At 50.0% G+C, this 26,109-nt stretch carries 19 protein-coding genes and 1 pseudogene; 8 read left to right on the forward strand and 12 right to left on the reverse strand.

Translation table 11 applies throughout. The annotated features are described in order from the left end of the window. Positions 1-107: 107 nt before the first annotated feature. Both EL143_RS10575 and EL143_RS10580 read left to right on the forward strand, forming a co-directional pair. Positions 108-1,733 (forward strand): CTP synthase, encoded by a 1,626-nt coding sequence (locus EL143_RS10575; RefSeq protein WP_085417386.1) that lies wholly within the window; start codon positions 108-110, stop codon positions 1,731-1,733. Between the two features lie 134 nt (positions 1,734-1,867). Further along, positions 1,868-2,861: pseudogene (locus EL143_RS10580) on the forward strand (IS5 family transposase). Positions 2,862-3,300: 439 nt separating this feature from the next. On the opposite strand, the gene EL143_RS10585 reads toward EL143_RS10580, so the two are convergent. Continuing rightward, positions 3,301-4,347 (reverse strand): GNAT family N-acetyltransferase, encoded by a 1,047-nt coding sequence (locus EL143_RS10585; protein ID WP_085417371.1) that lies wholly within the window; start codon positions 4,345-4,347, stop codon positions 3,301-3,303. A 485-nt stretch (positions 4,348-4,832) separates the two neighbouring features. Here EL143_RS10585 and tkt point away from each other — a divergent pair, with 485 nt between their 5' ends. Next, positions 4,833-6,824 (forward strand): transketolase, encoded by a 1,992-nt coding sequence (gene tkt / locus EL143_RS10590; RefSeq protein WP_085417372.1) that lies wholly within the window; start codon positions 4,833-4,835, stop codon positions 6,822-6,824. 179 nt (positions 6,825-7,003) lie between these two features. Continuing rightward, a complete protein-coding gene (locus EL143_RS10595; RefSeq protein ID WP_126326763.1) occupies positions 7,004-9,037 on the forward strand; it encodes an OPT family oligopeptide transporter in 2,034 nt (677 codons plus the stop codon). A gap of 89 nt (positions 9,038-9,126) precedes the next feature. Here EL143_RS10595 and EL143_RS10600 read toward each other — a convergent pair whose 3' ends face one another. The 4 genes from EL143_RS10600 to EL143_RS10615 all read right to left on the reverse strand — a co-directional run bounded on the left by EL143_RS10600 (position 9,127) and on the right by EL143_RS10615 (position 12,931). Then, positions 9,127-9,687 (reverse strand): ubiquinone biosynthesis accessory factor UbiJ, encoded by a 561-nt coding sequence (locus tag EL143_RS10600; RefSeq protein ID WP_085417374.1) that lies wholly within the window; start codon positions 9,685-9,687, stop codon positions 9,127-9,129. Positions 9,688-9,781: 94 nt separating this feature from the next. Then, on the reverse strand, positions 9,782-10,540 hold the full coding sequence (locus EL143_RS10605) for a Rossmann-fold NAD(P)-binding domain-containing protein (protein ID WP_085417387.1): 759 nt from the start codon (positions 10,538-10,540) through the stop codon (positions 9,782-9,784). A 17-nt stretch (positions 10,541-10,557) separates the two neighbouring features. After that, positions 10,558-11,634: a prephenate dehydratase gene (pheA, locus tag EL143_RS10610; protein ID WP_085417375.1), complete on the reverse strand. Its 1,077-nt coding sequence runs from the start codon at positions 11,632-11,634 to the stop codon at positions 10,558-10,560. A gap of 79 nt (positions 11,635-11,713) precedes the next feature. Then, the gene (locus EL143_RS10615; RefSeq protein WP_197719597.1) at positions 11,714-12,931 is read right to left on the reverse strand and encodes a multidrug effflux MFS transporter; all 1,218 of its coding nucleotides are present in this window, start codon (positions 12,929-12,931) and stop codon (positions 11,714-11,716) included. A 234-nt stretch (positions 12,932-13,165) separates the two neighbouring features. Between EL143_RS10615 and EL143_RS10620 the strand changes: the two genes are divergently transcribed. After that, positions 13,166-15,409 carry a nitric-oxide reductase large subunit gene (locus tag EL143_RS10620; RefSeq protein WP_085417376.1) on the forward strand — a complete coding sequence of 748 codons (2,244 nt, stop codon included), beginning with the start codon at positions 13,166-13,168 and terminating at the stop codon, positions 15,407-15,409. 231 nt (positions 15,410-15,640) lie between these two features. On the opposite strand, the gene EL143_RS10625 is transcribed toward EL143_RS10620, so the two are convergent. The 6 genes from EL143_RS10625 to EL143_RS10650 all read right to left on the reverse strand — a co-directional run bounded on the left by EL143_RS10625 (position 15,641) and on the right by EL143_RS10650 (position 21,329). Continuing rightward, complete coding sequence (locus tag EL143_RS10625) at positions 15,641-16,864, reverse strand: heme biosynthesis HemY N-terminal domain-containing protein (protein WP_085417377.1); 1,224 nt, start codon at positions 16,862-16,864, stop codon at positions 15,641-15,643. 2 nt (positions 16,865-16,866) lie between these two features. Next, the gene (locus EL143_RS10630) at positions 16,867-18,264 is read right to left on the reverse strand and encodes a uroporphyrinogen-III C-methyltransferase (protein WP_085417378.1); all 1,398 of its coding nucleotides are present in this window, start codon (positions 18,262-18,264) and stop codon (positions 16,867-16,869) included. Beyond that, complete coding sequence (locus EL143_RS10635; protein WP_085417389.1) at positions 18,254-18,985, reverse strand: uroporphyrinogen-III synthase; 732 nt, start codon at positions 18,983-18,985, stop codon at positions 18,254-18,256. Before EL143_RS10635 ends, EL143_RS10630 begins: the two co-directional genes overlap by 11 nt. 65 nt (positions 18,986-19,050) lie before the next feature. Then, a complete protein-coding gene (locus EL143_RS10640) occupies positions 19,051-19,719 on the reverse strand; it encodes a cold shock domain-containing protein (RefSeq protein WP_085417379.1) in 669 nt (222 codons plus the stop codon). 87 nt (positions 19,720-19,806) lie between these two features. Continuing rightward, positions 19,807-20,754, reverse strand: coding sequence for a hydroxymethylbilane synthase (gene hemC, locus EL143_RS10645; RefSeq protein ID WP_085417380.1), 948 nt, complete (start codon positions 20,752-20,754; stop codon positions 19,807-19,809). Positions 20,755-20,879: 125 nt separating this feature from the next. Next, positions 20,880-21,329 carry an Rrf2 family transcriptional regulator gene (locus EL143_RS10650; RefSeq protein WP_085417381.1) on the reverse strand — a complete coding sequence of 150 codons (450 nt, stop codon included), beginning with the start codon at positions 21,327-21,329 and terminating at the stop codon, positions 20,880-20,882. A 108-nt stretch (positions 21,330-21,437) separates the two neighbouring features. Here EL143_RS10650 and EL143_RS10655 point away from each other — a divergent pair, with 108 nt between their 5' ends. Both EL143_RS10655 and EL143_RS10660 read left to right on the forward strand, forming a co-directional pair. Then, on the forward strand, positions 21,438-21,806 hold the full coding sequence (locus EL143_RS10655; RefSeq protein ID WP_085417382.1) for a hypothetical protein: 369 nt from the start codon (positions 21,438-21,440) through the stop codon (positions 21,804-21,806). 31 nt (positions 21,807-21,837) lie between these two features. Further along, the gene (locus EL143_RS10660) at positions 21,838-22,995 is read left to right on the forward strand and encodes an NnrS family protein (RefSeq protein WP_085417383.1); all 1,158 of its coding nucleotides are present in this window, start codon (positions 21,838-21,840) and stop codon (positions 22,993-22,995) included. Between the two features lie 55 nt (positions 22,996-23,050). Here EL143_RS10660 and EL143_RS10665 read toward each other — a convergent pair whose 3' ends face one another. Beyond that, positions 23,051-24,280, reverse strand: a complete 1,230-nt coding sequence (locus tag EL143_RS10665) for a D-alanyl-D-alanine carboxypeptidase family protein (RefSeq protein WP_085417384.1) — start codon at positions 24,278-24,280, stop codon at positions 23,051-23,053. A 198-nt stretch (positions 24,281-24,478) separates the two neighbouring features. On the opposite strand from EL143_RS10665, the gene ilvA reads away from it, so the two are divergent. Continuing rightward, positions 24,479-26,017 (forward strand): threonine ammonia-lyase, biosynthetic, encoded by a 1,539-nt coding sequence (gene ilvA / locus EL143_RS10670; protein ID WP_085417385.1) that lies wholly within the window; start codon positions 24,479-24,481, stop codon positions 26,015-26,017. Positions 26,018-26,109: the final 92 nt, after the last annotated feature.

The raw sequence follows: 26,109 nt of genomic DNA on the forward strand, positions 1-26,109 counted from the left end.
TTCGGGCATTTTTCATGCTCAGCCAATTCAGCCTGCCGCCGCAAGCCGCGTTGCCGAAAGCTTTTTTTTTCAGTAAAATTAGGGATTCCAACCGAGCGACAAACATCATGACTAAGTTTATTTTCGTAACCGGCGGCGTAGTATCTTCACTAGGTAAAGGTATCGCCGCCGCTTCCATTGCTACCATCCTCGAGTCGCGTGGCTTGAAAGTAACCATGCTCAAACTCGATCCTTATATCAACGTAGACCCCGGCACCATGAGCCCTTTCCAACACGGCGAAGTGTTCGTTACCGAAGACGGCGCCGAAACCGATTTGGATTTGGGCCACTACGAGCGTTTCATCAATTCCACCATGTCACGCCGCAACAGTTTCAGCGCAGGCCAGGTTTACGAGCAAGTTATCGCCAAAGAGCGCCGAGGCGATTACTTGGGCGGCACCGTGCAGGTTATCCCGCACATCACCGACGAAATCAAACGCAAAATCCACGAAGGCGCGGCAGGCCATGATGTTGCCATCGTCGAAATCGGCGGCACCGTGGGCGATATCGAATCCTTGCCTTTCTTGGAAGCCATCCGCCAAATGCGCAGCCAACTCGGCCGTAACAACACTTTATATGTACACCTGAGTTATGTGCCCTACATTGCCGCAGCGGGCGAAATCAAAACCAAGCCGACCCAGCATTCCGTTAAAGAATTGCGCGAAATCGGTATCCAGCCCGATGTGCTGATCTGCCGTATGGACCGCCTGCTGCCGGAAGACGAAAAACGCAAAATCGCCTTATTCTGCAATGTGGAAGAGCGGGCGGTTGCAGGCAGCTATGATGCAGACAGCATTTACGAAATTCCTGAAATGCTGCACGAGCAAGGCATCGACACCATTATCTGCGAGCAGCTTCAGCTTAATGTCCAACAAGCCGATTTAACCGAGTGGAAGAAAATCGTTTACGCGATTAAAAATCCGAAACACACCGTTAAAATCGCTATGGTAGGCAAATATGTCGACCTAACCGAATCCTACAAATCGCTCACCGAAGCTCTGAAGCATGCCGGTATCCACACCGAAACCGATGTTCAGATTACCTATATCGACAGTGAAACCATCGAAAAAGAAGGCGATGCCTGTCTGAAAGACATGGATGCCATCTTGGTGCCCGGCGGATTCGGCATCCGCGGAGTGGAAGGCAAAATTGCCGCCGTCAAATATGCGCGTGAAAACAACGTGCCTTACTTGGGAATCTGCCTCGGCATGCAAATTGCGCTGATTGAATATGCACGCAACGTTGCCGGCATGAAAGGCGCCAACTCGACCGAGTTCGATTTAAAATCTCCTTATCCCGTGGTCGGCTTAATCGATGAATGGCAAACGGCAGACGGCAGCATAGAAAAGCGCGATGAACACGCAGATTTGGGCGGCACTATGCGCTTGGGTGCGCAAGAAGTCGATTTGAAGTCCGACAGCCTTGCCGCGAAAATCTACGGCGCCACCTCAATCAAAGAGCGCCACCGCCACCGCTACGAAGTAAACAACAATTTCGTGCCCGCGCTGGAAAAAGCGGGCTTGGTTATCGGCGGGGTATCCGCGGGCCGCGAGCGCTTGGTGGAAACCATCGAGTTGCCCAACCATCCGTGGTTTTTTGCCTGCCAGTTCCATCCCGAGTTCACATCCAATCCGAGAAAAGGCCACCCTTTATTCAGCTCGTTTGTGAAAGCAGCGCTGGCTAAAAAAGCCTGATACCGTGTAAATAGAAAATGCCTGTCTGAAAAATCGCTTTTCAGACAGGTATTTGTTATCGACATCCTGAGACCTTTGCAAAACTCCTCTCACGCCCCCCTAAATTCCCTCCCAAGACATTTAGGGGATTTTTCGTGCGCACCTTCTTTCAGCAAATCACACAAGCCATGATTGCCAAACACATCGACCGCTTCCCCCTGTTGAAACTTGAGCAGGTGATTGATTGGCAACCGATCGAGCATTACCTCAGCCATCAAAGAACCCGTTACCTTCGAGACCATCGCGGTCGTCCAGCTTATCCCCTGCTGTCCATGTTCAAAGCCCTTTTACTCGGCCAATGGCACAGCCTTTCCGATCCCGAACTCGAACACAGCCTCATTACCCGCATCGATTTCCATCTGTTTTGCCGTTTTGACGAACTGAGCATCCCCGATCACAGCACCTTATGCCGTTACCGCAACTGGCTGGCGCAAGACAACACCTTGGCCGAATTACTGGAGCTGATTAACCGCCGGCTTAAAAGTAAAGAAAGCATCCGCCGCCATCGTTGACGCTACCATTATTCAGACGGCCGGCGGCAAACAGCGTCAGGCCATCGAAGTGGATGACGAAGGGCAGGTCAACAGCCAAACCACACCGAGTAAAGACAGAGATGCCCGTTGGATGAAGAAAGACGGGCGATACAGGCTGGGTTACAAACAACATACCCGTACCGATGCCGAAGGCTATATAGAGAAACTGCACATCACTGCCGCCAATGCCCATGAGTGCAAACACCTGCTGCCTTTGTTGGAAGGCCTAGCTAAAGACACGACTGTTTATTCCGATAAAGGCTATGACAGCATGGAAAACCGGCAACATCTGAAAGAACGTCGGCTGCGGGACGGCATCATGTGTAAATCCCACCGCAACCGCCCGTTGACGGAAGCACAAACCAAGCGTAACCGACACTTATCGAAAACCCGATATGTGGTCGAGCAAAGCTTTGGTTCGCTGCACCGTAAATTCCGCTATACCCGGGCAACTTATTTTGGTCTGAGCAAAGTGAGTGCGCAAAGCCATCTGAAGGCGATGTGTTTGGACCTGTTGAAAGCAGCCAACAGGCTGCGTGGGCCTGTTGTTGCCTGAATAGCAGCTCAGATACCCGATTATTGGGTATCTGAGGAGAATAGAGAGATGATTTAGAACGGAAAACAACCGAAACCCTGTGTTTGGGTTTCGGTTGTTGAGCAAATGGGCTATTTTGCAAATATCTCTGTCTGTCTGAAAAGGTTTCAGACAGGCATGGTTCGTTTTAATCTAAGCATCACAGCCACAAAGCGTATCCCCATCTACTCGGCTCATGCCGAATAACAGACCTGAGACTTTTGCAAAAATAGTCTATTAACGAAATTTGACGCATAAAAATGTGCTAAAATTTTCAACTGACTAAAACCTTTCTGATTTTGACTAAAAAGTAGGCAAAATAAGAAAGGTTTTTCATTTTGAGGATTTATTTTAGCATAAAATTTTAGTAACTTATGTTATTGAAAAGATCTCGGCTTGTGATATACCCATATCCTTGATATCAAGCACGATACAGCGGGAAGAAATTAGAATTTTCATCCAACTCACCGGCTTCACGGCGTATCTCCAGAAGCTTATTGTATATTTCCTGATTGAAAATCTTATTGCCAATATAGAAATCATACAAGCCTTCTGGCGCAAAGCCTTTTTTAAACCGCAGCAAATCATCATTGCTGCCATAGCCGCCGCCGATAACAAACTTTTTAAACCCATTTGCATGAGACCAGGCAATCATTTCGCTCATCAAAAGATAATTGGGCGATTCTTTCAAATACTCGCGGGAAGTGCTGCTTAGGAAGCAGTATGTGTTCTCATTTCCGCCGATAAGCAGATTCACCGCACCCACTTTGCCTTCTTTTTCCGCGAAGAAATAATAAATCGGGCCGCCCAAGTTATGCAGTGTTTCAAAAAACTCTTTATCGAAATAATACATAGACCGCGCATCATTGCGATCCATTGTGTCATAATAAACAGGCAGGAAAGTATCAATATCTTCCTTTGTGTTACCCACACGCACAGACCAACCGCTCTTTTGAATTTTACGCACCTTCTGGCGGGTTTTACCCTGATAACGGCCGAACACATCTTCCCAGCTGCCCGATAAATCGCATACAACATTCACCATCGGGCTCACGGCATAACCATCGTACCGCTGTGCATAGTCGGTAAACAGATTAAAGCGCAGAAACTCACAAATATAACCTGTTTCCAAACAATATTGATTGTAAGCCTGCTGCACTTCTTCGGGAAACGAATCGGTATTGTAGATAAAACCACCGTACCCGTAAGGAGAAGACAAATCAAAATAAGTGTTTTCAGGAATTTTACCGGTAAAAGGCTGGCTTAAAGCAATATCGCGGCGAAACATCACAGTAGCTGCTTTCACGTCGCCATTTTCGTAATACAATAAAACAGGTTCGCTGTCTTTATTGTGCCCGGCTAAAGCCTTTACATAAGCATTCAAATAGAATGGCTCATAAACAGGTAAGCTTCGGATCGTTTTATCCCATAATTCATTATCCTGAATACAGATTTCAATTAACGTCATGCGTCCGTCCTTTTGTTGAATCCATGAATTTCAATAGTTATTTTTATATGTTATTTGAAATAAGCAAAATCAAAACCGGCCTTACAGCAACCGATATCCAGCCTGATTTACTCTAGCCAGCCATCCGACTTGGGTTGCTTTTAAAATCAAACCAGGCCTTTCATTTACACAGTCTTTACTAATATTTCTTTTTTTCACAGTATATCAACAAAACTATTTTTCCATTGATTTATAAGAAAAACGGTCTTTTTTTTAGGAAACTCGGTTGTTTTTGTCTATTTTCAACTATCTCTTAAGTTATAAATAAAAACCCTTATCAAAAACATGCAGACAAAATACAGAGGGCTTGGTTCATTTTTATCACAAATATCCCATAAAATTGCCAGGTAAATTTAAGCGGCTTTAAATATTCCCGCTGCTTGAAAGGCGCTATAAAAAGCCGGATAATTCCAAGCCTATTGCAACCACAACATAAGGATCAAAACATGGCATCCCCTTTAGCAAACGCCATCCGCTTTTTATCAATAGATGCAGTGCAAAAAGCCAACTCCGGCCACCCCGGTGCGCCGATGGGCATGGCGGAAATGGCTGAAGTGTTGTGGACAAAATTTTTAAACCACAATCCCTCCAACCCCAAATTCTACAACCGCGACCGTTTCGTCCTTTCCAACGGCCACGCATCGATGATTCTTTACAGCCTGCTGCACCTTACCGGCTACAACGTATCCATTGAAGACCTGAAAAACTTCCGCCAACTGCACAGCAAAACCCCCGGCCACCCCGAATACGGCTACACCGACGGCGTGGAAACCACCACCGGCCCGTTGGGACAAGGCATTGCCAACGCAGTGGGCATGGCGTTGGCCGAAAAAATCCTCGCCGCCGAATTCAATAAAGACGGCCTCGATATCGTCGACCACCACACTTATGTGTTCTTGGGCGACGGCTGCCTGATGGAAGGCGTGTCGCACGAAGCCTGCTCGCTGGCCGGCACTTTGGGCTTGGGCAAACTGATTGTGCTCTACGACGACAACAATATCTCCATCGACGGCAAAGTCGACGGCTGGTTTACCGAAAACATTCCGCAACGCTTTGAAAGCTACGGCTGGCATGTGGTGCCGAACGTAAACGGACACGATACCGCCGCCATTCAGACGGCCATCGAAGTGGCCAAAGCCGAAACCGGCAAACCTTCCATCATCTGCTGTAAAACCTTAATCGGCAAAGGCGCGGCCACCAAAGAAGGCAGCCACAAAACCCACGGCGCACCGTTGGGAGCCGAAGAAATCGAAGCCACCCGCAAACATTTGGGCTGGAACCACGGCCCGTTTGAAATCCCGCAAGACGTTTACGCCGCGTGGAGTGCCAAAGAAAAAGGCGCGAAACTCGAAGCCGAATGGAACGAAAAATTCGCCCGTTATCAAGAAAAATTCCCCGCCGAAGCCGCCGAGTTCGTGCGCCGCATGAACGGCACTCTGCCGGAAAACTTCGATGCCTATGTTCAGACGGCCTTAAAAGAAGTGTGCGACAAAGCCGAAAAAATCGCCACCCGCAAAGCCAGCCAAAACAGCATTGAAATCCTTGCCAAAGTCTTGCCCGAATTTGTAGGCGGTTCCGCCGACCTTACCCCGTCGAACCTCACCGATTGGTCGGCAAGCAAAGCCGTAACTGCCGAAAACGGGGGCAACTATATCCACTACGGCGTGCGCGAATTCGGCATGGCCGCCGTCATGAACGGCATGACCCTGCACGGCGGCGTGAAACCCTTCGGCGCAACCTTCCTGATGTTCAGCGAATACGCCCGCAACGCCCTGCGCATGGCCTCGCTGATGAAAATCAACCCGATCTTCGTGTTCACCCACGACTCCATCGGCCTCGGCGAAGACGGCCCCACCCACCAACCCGTCGAGCAAACCGCCACCCTGCGCCTGATTCCCAACATGGCCGTATGGCGGCCGTGCGACACAGCCGAATCACTGGTGGCATGGGCAGAAGCCGCCAAAGCGGCTGACCATCCGAGCTGCCTGATTTTCAGCCGCCAAAACCTGCCGTTTATCCCGCGCAACCAAGCCCAGTTGGACGACATCAAACGCGGCGGCTATGTCATCAGCGAAGCCGAAAACGGCCAAGCCCAAGCCGTGGTAATTGCCACCGGTTCCGAAGTCGAGTTGGCTCTGAACGCACAAAAAGCATTGGCCGAGCAAGGCATTGCCGTAAACGTCGTTTCCATGCCTTCCACCAATCTGTTCGATCAACAAGACGATGCTTATAAAAATACCGTTCTACCTCCGCATCTGCCCAAAGTAGCCGTTGAAGCCGGCGTAACCGATGGCTGGTATAAATATGTAGGCACGAAGGGTAAAGTTGTCGGTTTAAACCGCTTCGGCGAATCTGCTCCGGCAGAAGAGCTGTTTAAAGAATTCGGCTTTACCGTAGAGAATGTTGTTGCAGCCGTGAAAGCGGTTTTAGCTAATTAAAATATTGTTTTTAAAATGCCTGTCTGAAGTTTCAGACAGGCATTTTTTTGCTTCAAACAAATAAACATCCGCCCGAAAAAGCCAAATATTACGCAAACATTTCTTGACATTTATTTGTTAACAAAACATTATACCAACTTAACACAAAGCTTATTTTGCAATTCCTCATGGTGAAAAACATGTCAACAATACATCAAGACCCTTATGCAGGCTACCGCGAACTGACTTTGCGCGGCATGGTTCTGGGTGCGCTGATTACTATAATTTTCACGGCATCCAACGTGTATTTAGGCTTGAAAGTCGGGCTTACTTTTGCCTCTTCCATTCCTGCCGCCGTCATTTCCATGGCCATTCTTAAATTTGCCAAAGGCAGCAATATTCTTGAAAACAATATGGTGCAGACGCAGGCTTCGGCTGCCGGTACGCTATCCACCATTATTTTCGTGTTGCCCGGCTTGCTGATGGCCGGATATTGGAACGGTTTTCCTTTCTGGCAAACCACCTTGCTGTGTATGGCCGGCGGTATTTTGGGCGTGATTTTTACCATTCCCCTGCGCTATGCGATGGTCGTAAAAAGCGATCTGCCTTACCCCGAAGGCGTTGCGGCGGCTGAAATTTTAAAAGTCGGCAGCGGTGAGCATAACGAAACGGAAGAAAAGCAAACCGGCGGCAGCGGCATTAAAGAAATTGCGGCTGGCGGCATTTTGGCAGGTGTGTTGAGCTTTTTAACCGGCGGTTTGCGCGTGGTTGCCGATAGCGCGAGCTATTGGTTTAAAGCAGGCGCTGCGATTTTTCAATTGCCCATGGGTTTTTCTCTGGCTCTGCTTGGCGCAGGCTACTTGGTCGGCTTAACCGGCGGCATCGCCATTTTGCTCGGTATTTTGATTGCGTGGGGCGGCGCCGTTCCTTATTTTTCCGCAACGCTTCCGCAGCCGGCCGATATGGATATGGCAGCTTACGGTATGCAGCTTTGGAAAGAAAAAGTGCGCTTTATCGGCGCAGGCACCATCGGCATTGCCGCCATTTGGACTTTGATTACTCTGCTGAAACCGATGATGGAGGGCATGAGGCTTTCATTTAAAGCCATTCGCGGCGGAGCAGAAGTATCCACCGAGCGCGTGGAGCAAGATTTATCCCCCAAAGCCATGATTTTATGGGCGCTGGGCATGATGGTAACGCTGGGCTTTTGCTTCTACCACTTTATTGAAGCCGCTCAAATGCCCGCAGGCATTGCGTGGACTTTGGTTGCGGTATGTACGCTTTTGGCTTTCGTAATCGGCTTTCTGGTTGCGGCTGCCTGCGGTTATATGGCCGGCTTGGTCGGCTCTTCATCCAGCCCGATTTCGGGCATCGGCATCATCTCGATTCTCACGATTTCGTTGGTTTTACTGCTGGTTGGTGAATCGGCCAACTTGTTTGCCGACGAAGGCAACCGCCAATTCCTGCTGGCATTAACGCTGTTTTGCGGCTCTGCGGTTATTTCCATCGCCTCGATTTCCAACGATAACCTGCAAGACTTGAAAACGGGTTACTTGGTTAAAGCCACTCCGCGCTTGCAGCAAATTGCGCTGATTATCGGCTGTATCGTCGGCTCTATCGTGATTTCTCCTGTGTTGGAGCTTTTGTATCAGGCTTACGGCTTTACCGGTGCCATGCCCCGCCCGAATATGGACGCATCGCAAGCTTTGGCTGCACCTCAGGCCACTTTGATGACCACCATTGCCCAAGGTATTTTCGCGCATAATCTGCAATGGGATTATATTTTCTTCGGCGTGGGCATCGGCGTAGCCTTAATTATTGTGGATTTGGTGTTGAAGAAAAGCTCTTCCGCCAAACTCAGCCTGCCGGTTTTGGCTGTGGGCATGGGCATTTATTTACCGCCTTCGGTTAACATGCCCATCGTATTCGGCGCGTTTTTGGCTGCGTGGATTAAATACCGCATCCGTATCCGCCACAACGGCAACTCCGAGCTGCGCTTAAAAAATGCCGACCGCATCGGTACATTGTTTGCTGCCGGTTTGATTGTGGGCGAAAGCCTGATCGGTGTGATTTTAGCGTTTATCATTGCCGTTTCGGTAACCGGCGGCGGCTCTGAAGCTCCGTTGGCGCTCAATCTGGAAAACTGGGGCGCCGTCGCCTCATGGTTGGGCTTGGCAGCGTTTATAACCGGTATGGTGATTTTTGCCAAACGTGTGTCCAACGCCGCACGTTAAGCATTAATCAACACAATGCCTGTCTGAAAACGAGTAACACAAGTTTTCAGACAGGCATTGTGCTTTGCAATGGTTTCAAATAATCAGGTTTACCAATCACGCTCCAGCTTATCCAAACGGGCATGCAAACGCGCCACATCATCGCGCAGACGGTCTACCTCATCCGCCCATTCGTCAAACTCTTCCTTCGTGATAACGGGCGCGCTCTGCTCTTTTGCATAATCCGATGCTTGCCCCATCAAGCTTTGACCGATTTGTTTTAATGTTGCTCCCAGTTTCTGGGTTCGCATCATGATGCTGCCGGCAGCCGCATCGCCAAATATCCGGCTTAAATCGTCGCTGGCATAATAACGCAGGCTGCCTAAAAGCGGCAGCAGGTTGAAGCCCAGCTCGTGATCGCCTTCTATTTTGAAGTCGCCCACTCCCGGCATTTCCCGACGCAGGATTTTCTGAATCGCACTTTCATGAAAAGTTAACACGGTGTCGGCAGGTTTATCCGACTGCACCAGAAAACCGTTCTGGTCAAATTGGCCGTGTATGCGCAAGCCGGCCAGATTCAAATCAAGCACAATGCCGTTATAGCCGGCCAGTTGTGCCTGAGTTTCAGGGTTTTGTTGGATTAGATGGTTAATAATCGGTAAAGCAAACATTGTTTTTTAAATCTTTCAGACAGGCATATCCGACAGGTTGCCGGACACGCCGGTTATTCTCTTGCGATAAAGCTTGCGGTTTTGCCGGGCTTTATCAATCAATATCGTCAAACAGAGTATGCACGATCTTGCCGCTGCCGTTACCCGTTTCAAACTCGGGAACCGGCAAGCCCAAGCTCTGCGCCTCTGCCGTGTAAAATTCGCGTTTGGTAGGATGATGCTGCGCCACAATATTGCGGATACGGATGCCGTTCGGGTTTGCAGCCGCATGAAACAAAGCGGATACCGCCGCATCCTGATGCACCATATTGACCCGCTGGTTTGCATTCGGTATGAGCTTACCTTGTTGCAATATGCGGTTTAAAGGGTGGCGGCTTGCGGAATAAAGCCCGCCCAAGCGCAGAATATCCACATGTTCAACCCCGCTTTGCAGGAACACATTTTCCGCCGCCGCAACTTTACGCGCGCTTTCTGTTTCAGGTTCAAGCGGGCTTTGTTCATCGCATTCACGCGCCCTGCTGCCATAAACGCTGGTGCTGCTGGAAAACACCAAATGCTTGATGCCATATTCTTTCGCCAAACCGCACCAGCTTTTCAGACAGGCATCATAAGCAGCAAAAGGCGTGGGCGGCAGCAAACAAATCCACACCGGTTTATCGGCCCAAGTTTGGTCGAATACCGCCCGGTGTTGCGCGGTATCGTTGAAGTCGGCGCATTTCAAGCTGACGGGCAGATTGACATCATCGGAAGACAAGCTTCTTTTTACCGCCGCTACCCGACAGCCGCTCAAATACAGCCTCTCTGCCAGCGACATGCCCAAATAGCCCAAACCTAAAATCCCTGCATCCTGCATCATACGTTTTCCCGCAATCAAATCACGGCCAGCGGGTACGCACCCACCACTTTCACAAACACATTACGCTCGCGGAATTTTTGCAACACCGCCTGCACTCGCTCTTCATCCACATGTCCTTCGATGTCGATAAAAAACACGTATTCCCACAAACCCGTTTTGCTCGGGCGGCTTTCAAATTTGGTCATCGAAATACCGCCTGCGGTAAACGGCTCAAGCAAAGAGCTGACTGCGCCGGCCTTATTCGGCGTAGAAAACACCAGCGAAGTTTTGTCCTGCCCGCTCGGCACGGTTTCTTGATAACCCAACACCAAAAAGCGGGTGGTATTGTTGGGATCGTCTTCGATATTCGAACCAAGCTTGAGCAGGCCGTAAATTTCAGCCGCGGTTTGGCCGGCAATCGCTGCTGCCGAGTCATCCAAAGCGGCCAAGCGCGCAGCCTCGCCATTGCTGGATACCGGAATGCGCGCCACCGTATCGGGCAAATGTTTGCCCAACCAAGCTTGGCATTGCGCCAAAGCCTGCGCATGTGCATACACTTTTTGCAGACCTTCCATGCCTTCACGCTTGCGCAAAAGATTATGATGAATACGCAAAATCACTTCACCGCAAGCTTTTAGCGGACTGGCAACCAACAAATCAAGAGTACGGCCGACCGAGCCTTCTGTTGAGTTTTCCACCGGTACCACCGCATAATCGGCCTGTTTCGCCTCCACCAAGCGCATACACTCGTCCACCGTAGCGCAAGCTCGCGTATGCGCCGCGTGGCCGAAATGCTTGATGGCTGCCTGCTGTGTAAACGTGCCTTCGGGGCCGAGATAGGCAATCGTCAACGGCCGCTCCACCGCCAAGCACTCGCTCATAATTTCGCGGAACAGTCGCGCCACCGATTCGCCGGAAAGCGGCCCGCGGTTCAATTCTTTGATGCGCAATAAAACCTGTGCTTCCCGCTCGGGGCGGTACACTACGCCCGTGCCTTTCAGCCCGCCGATTGCGCGCGCGTGAACCGCACGCCGGTTTAGCAAATCCAATATTTCTGCATCTATCTCATCAATTGCCTGCCGGTGCGGCAGCAGTTTCTCATCGGAAGACATACAAACTTTCTTATACGGTTTATCGTCAAACATTTTACATGATTAATGCCTGTCTGAAAGTGTTCAGACAGGCATTTTATCAATCAACGCGCTTTGCCAGCCAAACATCACGCGAATAAAGCCAAAGCAGGCTGATGCCGCATATGCTGGAAGCCAGCATCATACCGGCCATCACATGCGCGCTACCATCGTGCAACAGCGTGGTCAGCCAACCCATAAACGCAGCAATCAAGGAGCTGGAAGCCATCAGCAAAGCATTCGCCGTTCCGCCTTCAGCCTTGAAATAGCTCATAAAACAGGTTTGCGTATTGGCGGTAATCAGGCCTTGCGTTCCCACCGAAATCATCGCCAAGCCAACCAATAAAGCCATAGGCGGCAAGCCGAAGGCAAATACAGAAAATGCCAAACCGATATTGGCGAGTATCTGAACCAAAACGCCCCACTTCAAAATGTCTTCTGCATTTTTACCCGTTTTCAACTGATAAGCCGTTAAACGGTTAAACGCCGCCATCGTGATAATGTTGCAACCGAACAGCCAAGCATACGCGTGCGGGCTTACACCGTATAACTTCATATACACAAACGGCGATTCGGTGATAAATGCAAACATCGAAGAAAAACTAAACGCTTGGAAAAACAGAAAACCCAAAGCGAGTTTGGTGCGCAAAACTTTCCGGTAACGCGCCCACACATCGGCAAAAAACAATCTGTCAAATTTTCCGTTATGCGCCGAATGCGGCAGAAAACGGTAAACCAGCCCCCAAACCAACGCCGCATAAACCATTAAAAAAGCAAAAATCAGCCGCCAACCGCCCAAAATCTGTAAAACCGAGCCCAGCATAGGCGCAACCAACGGCGCCCCCATCATGATGATGCCGATTAAAGCAAACATCTGCCCAGCCTGCCGGCCTTCATAATGGTCACGCACCACCGCTCCCGCCATTACCGCCGCCATCCCCGCCCCCAGAGCCTGAACGGCACGCAAAAACAACAGCTGCTCCGCCGTTTGCAGCAAGGCCAAGCCCAAACTGGCAACGATATACACGGCCAATCCGCTCAATGCTACGATTCTTCGGCCTTTAACATCCGAAACAGAACCTCCGGCAAGCTGCCCGAAAGCCACGCCCAGCAAAAAAGTGCTGAGGCTTTTTTCTATCATATGGATATCTGCATCCAAACTTTCCGAAATCTGCACCAATGCGGGCAGATAACCATCAATGGAAAGCGGCATCAACGCCGTTATCGTGGCCAGCAGAAAAGCCATTTGTTTATCGGTTAAAGCTCGTTTTCCTTGCATTTTTATCTCTATAAAATGAAACAGCAAACCGCCTTTTAAGGCGGCTTATACGACCGAATTATACTTTTTTCCTTTAACGACGCACACCGTTTTTTCTTCCTATTTCATAACAACATATTGCGCCCTTCTAATCCGAAAGAACTATACCGTTATCACATCATACAGTAATACAATTCTTAACATTCATATTTTATGAATGTTAAATAACTTTATACCTTTAAAGAGGACACAACCATGGGACAGTATAAAAAACTTTGGCTGTCGCTGATTGCAGTGTTGACCATCACTTTCGGCATATTGGGTTATCTTGGTGTGGATGTTTACCGCAACGCACCACCTTTTCCCGAGCGGTATGTCAATCAAAACGGTAAAACCGTAATGACAAAATCCGACATTTTGGCCGGCCAGTCTGCTTGGCAATCAACCGGCGGCATGGAATTAGGCTCAATTTTCGGCCACGGTGCTTTTCAGGCACCCGACTGGACAGCCGATTGGCTACACCGCGAACTGGAGGCATGGCTGGAAATCAGTGCGCAACAACAATTCGGTAAATCTTATACAGCTTTAAACAGAATCCAACAGTCCGAGCTGCAAACGCTGATGAAAGAGGAATACCGCAACGGCGGTCGCCTCAACAGAGAAGGCACGGTCGTTCTGAGCGATACGCGCATTAAAGCAATCGAAATGGTTGCACCTTATTACATCAAGCTTTATGGCGATGATCCCGCCATGATACAAACGCGCGACCATTTCGCAATGAAAAACAATACACTACCCGATTTGGAAAAACGCACGCAGTTAACCAAGTTCTTTTTCTGGACCTCTTGGGCGGCTTCTACCAATCGACCGGATCACAATGCTACTTATACTGCCAACTGGCCTCATGAGCCTTTAATCGGCAATGTGCCGACCACCGAAAATATTATGTGGTCTATCGCAAGTATCGTTTTCTTATTGTTAGGTATAGGCCTTTTAGTTTGGGGCTGGTCTTTTATGCGCAAGCACGAAGCCGAACCGCAGGCCCCCGATATTGATCCGGTAAGCAAAGTCAACCTTACGCCTTCGCAAAAAGCTTTGGGTAAATATGTATTCTTGACCGTGGCGCTGTTTGTCGTACAAGTGTTACTCGGAGGGCTGACCGCACACTACACGGTAGAAGGCCAACACTTCTTCGGCATACCCCTGTCTGAATGGTTTCCTTATGCTTTGATACGTACATGGCATATACAGTCAGCGATTTTTTGGATTGCGACCGGTTTCTTAACGGCAGGTCTGTTCCTTGCTCCCATCATCAGCGAGGGGAAAGACCCTAAATGGCAGGCAGCCGGCGTAAATTTTCTTTATATTGCCTTATTTATCGTTGTGGCCGGTTCTTACGGCGGTAACTTTCTGGCGCTCAGCCACGCACTGCCTACGGAGTTGAACTTCTGGTTCGGCCATCAAGGCTACGAATATCTCGACCTTGGCCGTTTCTGGCAAATTCTACTGATGATAGGCTTGCTTTTATGGCTGTTCCTAATGTTGCGCTGTACTGTTACCGCGTTCAGAGACAAGCATGCCGATAAAAACCTGCTGGCCATTTTTGTGGCTTCTATGATAGGTGTAGGCGTGTTCTACGCACCCGGCTTGTTTTACGGTGAACATGACAGCATTACCATTATGGAATATTGGCGCTGGTGGGTTGTGCATTTATGGGTAGAGGGCTTTTTCGAAGTATTTGCCACAGTTGCATTGGCGTTTATTTTCTATAACTTAGGTCTTGTCAGCCGTCAATCGGCCACCGTAGCTTCCTTGCTTTCGGCTTCTTTGTTTATGATCGGCGGCGTGCCCGGCACATTTCACCACCTGTATTTTTCAGGCACAACCACGCCGGTTATGGCAGTAGGCGCTTCATTCTCCGCTTTAGAAGTGGTTCCGCTGATTTTATTGGGTAAAGAAGCGTACGAACATTGGTCTTTCCAACATGCTACCCCTTGGATGCAGCGTTTGCGCTGGCCGCTAATGTGCTTCGTGGCAGTTGCATTTTGGAACATGATCGGTGCCGGTGTGTTCGGTTTCCTGATTAATCCTCCGATTTCCCTTTTCTACCTGCAAGGTTTGAACACTACCGCCGTGCACGCCCATACTGCGCTATTCGGCGTGTATGGTTTCCTTGCCCTAGGTTTTGTGCTTCTGGTGGCCCGTTATATCAAACCTACCGTCGAATTTGACGAACAGCTAATGAAATGGGGGTTTTGGAGCCTGAATTGGGGTTTGGTCTTGATGGTGCTTATCAGCTTGCTGCCTGTCGGTGTATTGCAAGTGCATGCCTCTATCACCGAAGGGCTTTGGCTTGCACGCAGCGAAGCGTTTATGCAGCAAAGCAGCTTGGTTACTTTGCGGTGGCTGCGTACATTGGCCGACTTAATTTTCATTGCAGGTGCATGCTGCGTAGCTTGGCAGGCAACGAAAATCGTATTCAGCAAGCACCGTCGCTAAATGCCTGTCTGAAAACAAACACCCGCCGGGAAATCCGGCGGGTGTTTGTTTTCAGACAGGCAATATGCTCTGATATATAGTAAATCAACTTAAAAGTAGCACTCCCTTGATACTCGTACTTGACTCAAATATGAAGAGCCCAGTAATTAAAGAGATACTCGGATCAAGCCCGAGTATAACGGTACCGTTATTATGTAAGCAGATTGACTATATTTATTAAACCAAAAACAGTTACACTTCTTTCGGCAGCAACATATCCGGTTCGTCATACTCCACGCCTTCCAAAGCCAGCATGCGCTGCTCCTCGGCTTTACGCGTTTCTCCGGTAGCATCAAACACTTTGGCCAAAGCCAAACGCGCTTGGATGCTCGGCGCCAACGCCAAGCTTGCCTCCAGATAGCCTTGAGCTTTGCCCCAAAGCTGCTTCGCATGAGCCAGCTGGCCGGCATACATCAGCAAACGCGAATCTTCGGGATATTGCTCCAGCCAATGCGTTGCCGTATCGATGGCTTTGCGCTGTTCGCGCTCTCCCAGATATTGCACGCTTTGCACGAAAGAAGGCAGCAGCTCTGCTTTGCGGGTTTGCGGATAATATTTGCTTACCCATGCTACCGCTTGGCTGTACAAACCCAATGATTCGTATTTTTCGGCAATCGGCACGCACAAGTCGGCCGCCTTCAACGAATCAGGAATCCTTTTCAGACAGGCCTTCAAGCTTCCCGAATCGGTTGCCATAGCAAGCAGGCGGCGGTATGCCCAATCGTGATATTGGAGCGCCTCGTGATCATTAATCGCACCGGCTTTTTGCAACTTGGCAGACGTGTCCAGCACTTCCACAGCATCGCCGTGGTCAAACGCATAACGCAGCTTGAGTTTGACCAAACGGGTTAATGTGGGGTTGATTTGCGCGGCGGCCTGAATATTTTCCAAAGCTTTCGGATAATCCCGGCGGTTTAGCGCACTTTCGGCCAGCAGCAGATAGCGGGAAAGCTGGTCTTTGTGGGGCAGCTTGGCAATATCCGCCAGATAACGGTCGCGCAGCTCCACATCGTCCATAGAATCGGCTGCATGTGCTGCCAGCATCAAAGCCAATGAGCGGTTGCTGCCGGCTTCTTTATTGGCCAACACTTTGGCTGCTTCCTGCTCGGCTTTTTGGAACTTGCCTTCAAAATAAGCCAAACCGGCCGATTGAAGATCGCTTCCGGCTTTGAGCTCTTTACGGCGGTTGCCGAAACGCTGCATGCTGCCCGGAATGTTAAGAAACGCCGCAACAATGCGCACCAAAATATAAAGCAGCACAACAACCAGCAGCAAACCTAAAATAAAGGCATGCAGATTAACCCGCATCAGCGTTTGCTCCACCACAATATACACATTGCCCGTGTAAATACCTGACGCCACCGCCAAGCCTACAGCCACGGCAAATAGGATGATGATCCAAATCAAGCTTTTCATACTTATGCTCCTTTGGCAGTTTTATCGCTGCCGGCAGCAGGTTGGGCGGGCTTATCTGCTTTCTTTTCCGGCGCCTGTTTGGCTTCGGCAGCAGCAGAAGCAGCTTTGGTTTGCGGTTCGGATGCAGAAACCGGCGCAGCAGAAGCGGCAGACTGCGGGGCGACAACTGCCGATGCTTCCGATGCAGCAGAATGGGCAGGCTCTGCCTGTGTTTTCGGGTTGGCAGGCATGGTAACCGCGCCCTGATGCGTGCGTATGCTGTCTTGATAATTTCTTACTGCATGCAGGCTGGCTTTCAGCGCGTCATCGGAAACGGCGCGTACATCAAGCGCCTTTAATTCGGCTAGCTCTTTCAGCCAGGCTTGTGTTACTTGGGATTTGTTGTCGAAATACTGCTTAACGGCATCTTCAACTACGTTCAAATCGGTTTGGTAAATTTCACCGTTGCGCTGGATCAAGGCAAAACGGGCATCCATCAGGCGCAGGCGCAGGTTTTCTTTAATAAAGAAATTCTGTTCGGGAGAAATCAGCATGGCATCATTGCTGTTGAGTTTGCGCACCTCTACCAAACCCCTCAAATTATCCAGCGTTTTGTTCCACGCATTTTCCCACCAAGTAAGCGCGGTATCTTCCGCAACTTCAGGCGCTGCCTCGCTCGGACGCAGTGTTCCTTCCAACACCAGCGGCAGGCCGGCAACTGCGCTTTCCAATCTGTCGAGACGCAAAGACGCGCTGGACACATCCAAATAAGGGCGGTTTTTCAGTGCCGCCAAATCGCTGCTCACCGCCTGTTTAATCGGCAGCAGTTCAGGCTGATTGAAGCGGTTCAAGCGGTTTTCAACACTTTCCAATACCTCAACCGCAACAGGCACATTACCGGTTAGCAGCAGTTGTTGTGCCGCCACGTTTAAAGTAACCTCGGTTTCGTCGACCAACCAATTGACCCGGCCTTTGAGCAATTCTTGATAAGCGCGCTGCGCATTGGCTACAGCTTCGGCATTTTGGCGGTTTTCACCGTCCAATTTTGCCAGGGCGGCGGCAATGCTTTCCTGTTTGCGCAGGGTATCTTGCAGCATCCCCGCATTTTGACTTTCGCCCAAAGCCGCTTTATCCAGCTTTTGCTCGATATTCAGTTCTTGATTTTTCAATACGTTTTGGCCCTGCACAAACAAAAAGCCGCTTGCACCCAAACCTAACAGCGCCAAAATCAGCGCACCCGCAGCCAAACCTCTGCCGCCCGATTGTTTGATCACCACCGGAGCCGGCTGCTGTGTGTTGTGCTGTAAATATTCTTGTTTGGGTTCGCTCATACTGTTTCCTGTCGTTTCATTTTGCGGTTTTGTCGGTGCGGGTGCGGCATCTGCCGGCATCTGCTCTTGTCGGTTATGTTCATCGCTCATCGGCTTGCTCCGTATAGCGTTTTAAAGTTGGCACATCCAACTGCTTAATCAATTCGACTCTCTCTGCGCCCTGCTGTTGCAGGCTTTCTGCAATACGCGGGTGATGTGTAAAGTATAACAAGGATTTAGCTTCTTGCACCAATTCATCGGGCATTAAAGAGAAAAACAACGCCACGCTTTCGGTTGAAGCAATCCAAACGGCATAAGGCTTCTCCCGGGCAAAAACCTGCCATTCCGGCTTTTGCGGCTCCCGCCGGTAAACTTCCGCAAATTCAACCTGCATACCGAGCCCGTTTAAAGTCTGTGCCAGATAAGCCCGCCCGCCCCTGCCGCGCACAATCAGCACCCGTGCCCCGGAGGGCAGGCTCTGCCAGATCGGCAAACGGATAACCGCTTCGCTGTCATTACCGTTGCCGGGAAAAAGCACGTTTGTACAGCCTGCTTTCAGCAAAGCGTCGGCCGTAGCCTGCCCCACGGCGATATTCGGTTTTTCAGAAAAGCATTTGCCGTCGATAACGCCTATGCCTGTCTGAACTGCACCGGGGCTTACCCAGAATACCGCGTCGGCGGCAGCGTATTGCGCCGGCAATGCTGCCAAATGCGGCTTGTCCGGCACAATTTCAAGCACACTAAACGGCACGCCCCGCCAGCCGGCCGCTTTGCAGACTAAAGCATCGGCGGCGGCACGTTCGGCAGGTCGCACAAGCAGAATCGTGGGCATAACGTTTATCCGGCATTCATGGTTTTCAGACAGGCATGAATTAACTCGGAACAGCATATCAGTTTTCAATGGCACCATTGTTTTTCACAAGGCGTGCCGTCTCCGTCTCCATCCATTTCCACATTAGGACAATGTTCTAGGAAATATTCTGCCTCAGAGCAAGAAGTCATTTGAGAACAATGGACTCTTCCATCACATCTAAAAGCAGATTGCTTCTTAATAGAAATAGGCTTTGTATGGGACTCATCATAAACCTTGTTTCCCCCTACGGTAAGAATCACTTGCTTCTGCTCCGTATAAGCAGATTTTGAACTATCAGAAAACTGCTTTCTCTCTGCTGCCATTTTCGCTGCTACCTGTTCTACGGTTGAGAGTGGCTGTGGTGTACTACTGTTTTTCTTTGTGTAATCAAAATACAAAACAATTGCTATCAACACACCGATTAATAACAATACACCCACAATATGATTATTTGTATATTTCCTTGATTGTACGGAATTAAATTCCTGATCAGCTTTTAATGTGCTCCCTAAATAACTTACTTCAACTGCTTCTTTTTTACCCGTAGAATCCTCTGCAATTTTAAACAAAACTTTTTTGCCTTCTATCGGACGGGGCTCCTTAATTGTAAACGCTGATATATGAGCAAAAATCTCTGTACCTGATTTCTCTTCCTCAATAAAACCAAAACCGCGCTTATCATTCCAACGGATAATTTTTCCAGAATACTTCATACTTTTACTTCCCCTAAATTGTTTCTGAAACTTTCATACAAAATTCAGACAGGCATCCGCTTTCAAATGCCTATCTGAAAAAACAGTTTAACTGTTGGCGTTTTGCTCGCCCAACACGGCGGCAATCAAATTTTCTGCGCCGTCGTCGGCCAGCTTTTTAGCCACGACACGGCCTAAGGCATCGGCGTAAGCCAACGGGGCTTGGGCATCCGCCTCCAGCATTACCGAGCCGTCGGGATGGCCGACCATGCCGCGCAAGGTGAGCAGGCCGTTTTCTTCGGTGCAATAAGCGGCCAGCGGGATTTGGCAGCTGCCGCCCAGTGCGCGGGACAATGCGCGCTCGGCGGTAACGCAGGCGTTGCTCAGCGGGTGGTTGAGCGGGTTCAATATTTCGAGCAGATCGTAGCGGTTGGCGGCGATTTCGATACCCAACACGCCTTGCCCTGCTGCGGGCAGACTGTCGGCAGGCGATAAAACGGTACGGATGCGCTCTGCCAACCCCAAACGCTGCAAGCCGGCTTCTGCCAAAATGATGGCGTCGTATTCGCCTTTATCCAGTTTTTCCAGGCGGGTTTGCAGGTTGCCGCGCAAGGGTCGCACGTTCAGATGAGGAAATCGCGCGCGCAACTGGGCTTCGCGGCGCAGGCTGGCCGTGCCCACCACCGCGCCTTTGGGCAAATCCTCCAAACGCCCGTATTGGTTGGACACAAAAGCATCAAACGGGCTGGCGCGCTCTGTGATGGCTGCCAATGCGAAACCTTGCGGCAGCTCCATCGGCACGTCTTTCAGCGAGTGCACGGCCAAATCGGCGCGGCCGTCCAGCAATGCCTGTTCCAGTTCTTTGATAAACAAGCCTTTGCCGCCGATTTTAGACAAGGTTTTATCGAGAATCTGGTCGCCCCGCGTGGTCATGCCCAGAATGCTCACTTCGCATTCCGGATAAAGTGCCTGCAAACGTGCTTGGATATGCTCGGCCTGCCACATGGCCAAGCGGCTTTCGCGGCTGGCGATAACGAGTTTTTTCGGGATATTCATGATGTTTGAAATTTGAGAAAGAGTGGTAACTGAAAACAGGCAGAAGTGTAACAGAATTGGCTTCGTTTAGCCCGAATGCCTGTCTGAAACGTTTTTCAGACAGGCATTCTGTGCTGCGATAAATGTTATGACCGGGCAGCCTGATTATCTGAGTCCACGCGGTAAAGCAGCCGGAAAGTGGGTTTGTTTACCAAATCTGCCAGCGAAAACCCTTCCAAATGCGTCAAAAAGGCTTGCGCCGCGCCGCTCAATATGCCGGCCAAGCGGCAGTCGGGCGTGAGCAGGCAGTTATTTTTGTCGCCCATGCACTCCACCAACACCATAGGCTCCAAACAGCGGACAACCTGCCCGATATTGATTTCCCCGGCAGGCCGCGCCAGCTTGAGTCCGCCGCCCTTGCCGCGGATGCCGGTTAGAAAACCGCCTTTAACCAAAGCGGTTACCACTTTCATCAAATGGCTTTTGGAAATTTGATAGATGCCTGCGATTTCACTGATGTTGACCAAATCATCATCGTTAACTGCGGCGTAAATCAACACCCTCAGCCCGAAGTCGGTATGTTGTGTCAGATACATAGTTGCGGTTTGTTATCTAAAGTTTCATAATATATGCACATTATACACAAAAGGCATAACCAGACGCCACGGTTAAGGCAATGCCTGTCTGAAAATAAGGAACCCCACATGAAACGCCACCCGGAGCTTATCGACCTTTCGCAAGAGCATCATCACGCGCTGGCTTTGTGCGTACGCATTCTGCGCAATCCCGAACTGAACCACGCGCAAGATATCGAGCAGCACAAAGCCGGTTTGCTTGAGCATTTCACACAGGAAGAAGCCCGGTTTGCCGCCTATTGGCAGCGGCTGCCCGATGCCGGCTTGAAAGAGCGCTTCGAGCAAGACCATGCCGCGTTGCGCGAGATGCTGAACAATCCGCGTTTTGACGATCCGCAATGGAACCTGCAATTCGCCCAAACCTTGCGCGACCATGCCCGATTTGAAGAAAGGGTGTTGTTTGGGCAGATTACCGAGCATTGCCTGTCTGAACCCTAAACTGCCGTTAACCACGCTATAAGGAACCACCATGTCTTTTACCCATCATCCCGTTTGGGCCATGGCTTTCCGCCCGCTTTACCCGCTCGCCGCAATATACGGCGCTTTATCCATTTTGCTTTGGGCGTTCGGTTATCAAGGTACACCTGCGCTGCCTGCCTATTTTTGGCATGCCCACGAAATGATCTGGGGCTATGCCGGAGCCATTGTCGTGGCCTTTCTGCTTACCGCATCCGCTACTTGGACAGGCCAGCCGCCCACTCGCGGCGGCGCCTTAATCACTCTGGTTGCTTTGTGGCTGCTTTCACGAGTGTTTGCATTTACGCCGCTTGCCGCCGCATCCGGCCTATCGGGTGTTGCATTTTATTGGCTGGCCGCTTGGTTTATGGGCGTTTCCGTGGTACGCAGCCGCAATTCGCGCAATTACATCGCTGTGGCTGCCTTGTTTTTATTCGGCCTCACTTTATTGCTGTTTCACCTACAGCTTTCCTCTTTCAACGCCGCCGCCCTGCAAAACGGTTTGTTGGCGGGTTTGATTATGGTTGCGGGTTTTATCGGCTTGGTAGGCACGCGGATTATTTCGTTTTTTACCTCACGCAGGCTGGGAACCGAGCAAGTGGCAAGCCCGATGTGGCTGGCATTGAGTGCATTGGTGCTGCCGATGCTTGCGGCTTTGCTGATGAGCCTGAATACCGCACTGCTGCCCGCGTCTCTGTTTGCATTGGCCGCTGGCATAATCGGCTTGGTTCAGACAGGCCGTTGGTTTGAACCCAAAGCTTTGGGCGAACCTTTATTGTGGATTCTGTTTGCCGGCTATGCGGCCACTTCTTTGGGGCTGATGGCGATGGGCGCGGCTTTTTGGAAGCCTGAAATGATGAGCACCGGCGTGCACTTGGTCGCCGTAGGCGGAATCGGTATGTTAACCGTAGGCATGATGGTGCGCACGGCTTTAGGCCACACGGGCCGACCGCTGTACCCCGCGCCCAAGCCGATGGGTACGGCTTTCGTGCTTATGCTGGCTGCTACTGTCGTACGCACGCTTGCAGCGTTTATGGCAACCGTCAACACCACCGCCTATGATCACAGCCTGCGGCTTTCCGCTGCGTTATTCGCCGCATCCCTCTTGCTTTATGCGTGGCGTTATATCCCGTGGCTGTTGCGCCCGAGAGTCGACGGTAAAGCAGGTTGATATCAACAATAATGCCTGTCTGAAAATTTTCAGACAGGCATTACCATCAACAGAATCAACCGAAAATATTTTTAAACCAAAGCTTGATATTATCTATGATGCGGACAAACCAACCCGCTTCTTCCACTTGGTTCAACGCCACCACATTGCGCTCTGCCAGCAGCTTGCCTTCATACATAATTTTCAACTTGCCGAGCACTTGACCCGTACGCACGGGCGCGACAACAGGCTGCACGGTTTCCAACACAGGTTTGATATTTTTTCCCTCGGCATGCGGAATGGTCAGGTAAATAGCCTCGATAAATCCGGCATCCACCGCCTTGCTTTCCCCTTTGTAAACCTTTACTTGAGAAACCACTTGGCCGGCATTGTACAGCTTAGGCGTGTCAAACGAATGCAAAGCCCAGTTCAACAGCTTGCCGCTCTCGGCCGCACGCAACTCCGGGCTTTCCGCACCCACCAACACCGCTATCACCTGTCTGTCATTGCGGTTGCTGGAAGAAATCAGATTGTATCCCGCCGTAGGAGAATGACCGGTAATCATGCCGTCGATACTCGCATCGCGGTAAAGTAACAAATTGCGGTTAGGCTGCTCAATACCGTTATAAGTAAACGATTTCATGGAAAAAATCGGATAATAACGACGAAAATCCTGAGCCACGGCAACCGCCAGTTTCATTAAATCTTTTACCGTGGAAACATGGCCGTCTGCCGATTCGCCGGTGGCATTTTTAAAACTGGTATCCAGCATACCCAAGCGTGTGGCCTGTTCGTTCATCTTTTTTACAAATTCCGCTTCAGAACCGTTGCCCAACACTTCGGCAAGCGTTACGGCGGCATCATTGCCCGATTGCACCAGCATACCTTTGAGCAAATCGCTCACACTCACAGTTTTATTCGGGCTTAAAAACATGCGCGATCCACCGGTTTTCCAAGCCCGCTCGGACACAGTCAACATCTGATCCGGTTTCAATACACCGTCATCCAATGCTTTAAATACCAAATAAGCCGTCATCAACTTGGTAAGCGCAGCCGGCTCAATCTGAGCATCTGCATTATGCGCGCCCAATGTCTGCTTGCTTTGAACATCCATCACCGCATAAGCAGTGGCCGCCAGCTCAGGCAACTTTGGCATCCCTGTTTGCTCTTTCTGAGATACAGTCGCTTGAGGAACGGTATGGGAAGCCGGTTTTTGCACCGCCGGTGCAGCTTCTTTTTTTACGGGATCCGCAGCAAAAGCAGAACAGGCTGCCGCCAACAGCAGGCAGAAAATGTTTTTTTTCATAGCACCAAAGTTATTTCAATTAATTTAACCACAGAAAATAAGGCAGAAAACTGCGTCGAAAAGCGCAGCTTTAGTTGAAATTTCAGCAAATTATACATGAATTCAGTTTCTACTTGCACTATCGTGCCGCTCAGAGTATGGTTTTGCTTTATTCACATCTTAAAAAAACGACATTCCGCGATAACCAGCCACCTTATCATGAACCCAAAACTGCATTCCCAATACCTAACTCAAATCCTGACCGCTTCAGTATATGACGTTGCCACAGAAACCCCTTTGGATTCGGCACGGAATCTATCGCGTAGAATGGACAACCAAATTCTGCTCAAGCGCGAAGACCTGCAACCTGTGTTTTCATTCAAAATCCGCGGTGCTTACAACAAAATGGCTTCCCTCTCACCCGAAGCCTTGGCCAAAGGCGTTATTACCGCCAGCGCAGGCAACCATGCTCAAGGAGTAGCCCTATCCGCCCAATATTTAAATTGCGAAGCCACCATCGTAATGCCCGAAACCACACCCCAAATCAAAGTAGACGCAGTAAAAGCCCGCGGTGGTAATGTTGTACTCAAAGGTGTTTCCTATAACGATGCTTATGACCATGCTATGAAGCTTGTGGCAGAAAGCGGACTTACCTATATTCCTCCTTTTGACGACCCTCATGTAATAGCAGGGCAAGGCACCATCGGCCTCGAAATCATCCGCCAGCACCCCAAACCCATCCACGCCATTTTCATACCGATTGGCGGTGGTGGCTTGGCAGCGGGTGTAGCTGCATTTATCAAAAACGTGCGCCCGGAGATTAAGGTAATCGGTGTTGAAACTTATGATGCCTGCGCCATGAAGCAATCTATTGAGCACGGTGAACGTGTCGAATTAAAAGACGTCGGCTTATTTGCCGACGGTACTGCAGTTAAATTGGTAGGCGAAGAAACTTTCTCACTTTGCCGTGACCTGCTTGATGAAATCATTCTTGTCGATACTGATGACATTTGCGGCGCTGTGAAAGATATTTTTGACGATACCCGCAGCATTACCGAACCGTCCGGCGCACTTGCACTTGCAGGCTTAAAAGCCTATATCGAACGCGAAAAGTGTCGCAACCAAACCTTAATTGCCATTAATAGTGGCGCTAATATGAATTTCCACCGTTTGCGCCATGTTTCCGAACGCAGTGAATTAGGTGAAGGTCATGAGGGTATTTTTGCTGTGTCTATTCCTGAAACCCCTGGCAGCTTCCGTAAGTTTATCAATGTATTAGGCAGCCGAAATATTACAGAATTCAATTACCGCTACGGTGACGACAAAATCGCACATATTTTTGTCGGTATCCAAACTTCCAGCCCGCGCGATATCGGGCGTATCAGCAAAGAATTGGCTGCCGCAGGTCTGCCCAATATCGACCTTTCCGGTGACGAAATATCTAAAATTCATATCCGCTATATGGTTGGTGGGCGCACGGATAAAATCAATAACGAACGTTTAATTACATTCGAATTTCCCGAGCGCCCAGGAGCCCTTGCTCGTTTCCTCAATCATATGCAAACCAACTGGAATATCACCCTATTTCATTACCGTAATCACGGCGCTGATTACGGGCGTGTTTTAGTCGGAATAGATGTTCCGGAACAAGAAAGCGCTGCCTTTACCGACTTTCTCGAAAACGTAGGTTACACCTGTCATGATGAAACTGGCAACGCTGCTTATAAGCTGTTTTTAAGCTCCCCACACTCAGCGTAACTCACAGCCTGCCTGTCCGAACAGCGTCTGCATCTTCCGTCTTATTGACGCGTTCACCTCCAGCCAGCCCGCAACAAAGGCCCGTTGACGGG

This window comes from Neisseria canis (assembly GCF_900636765.1).
GTDB lineage: Bacteria > Pseudomonadota > Gammaproteobacteria > Burkholderiales > Neisseriaceae > Neisseria > Neisseria canis.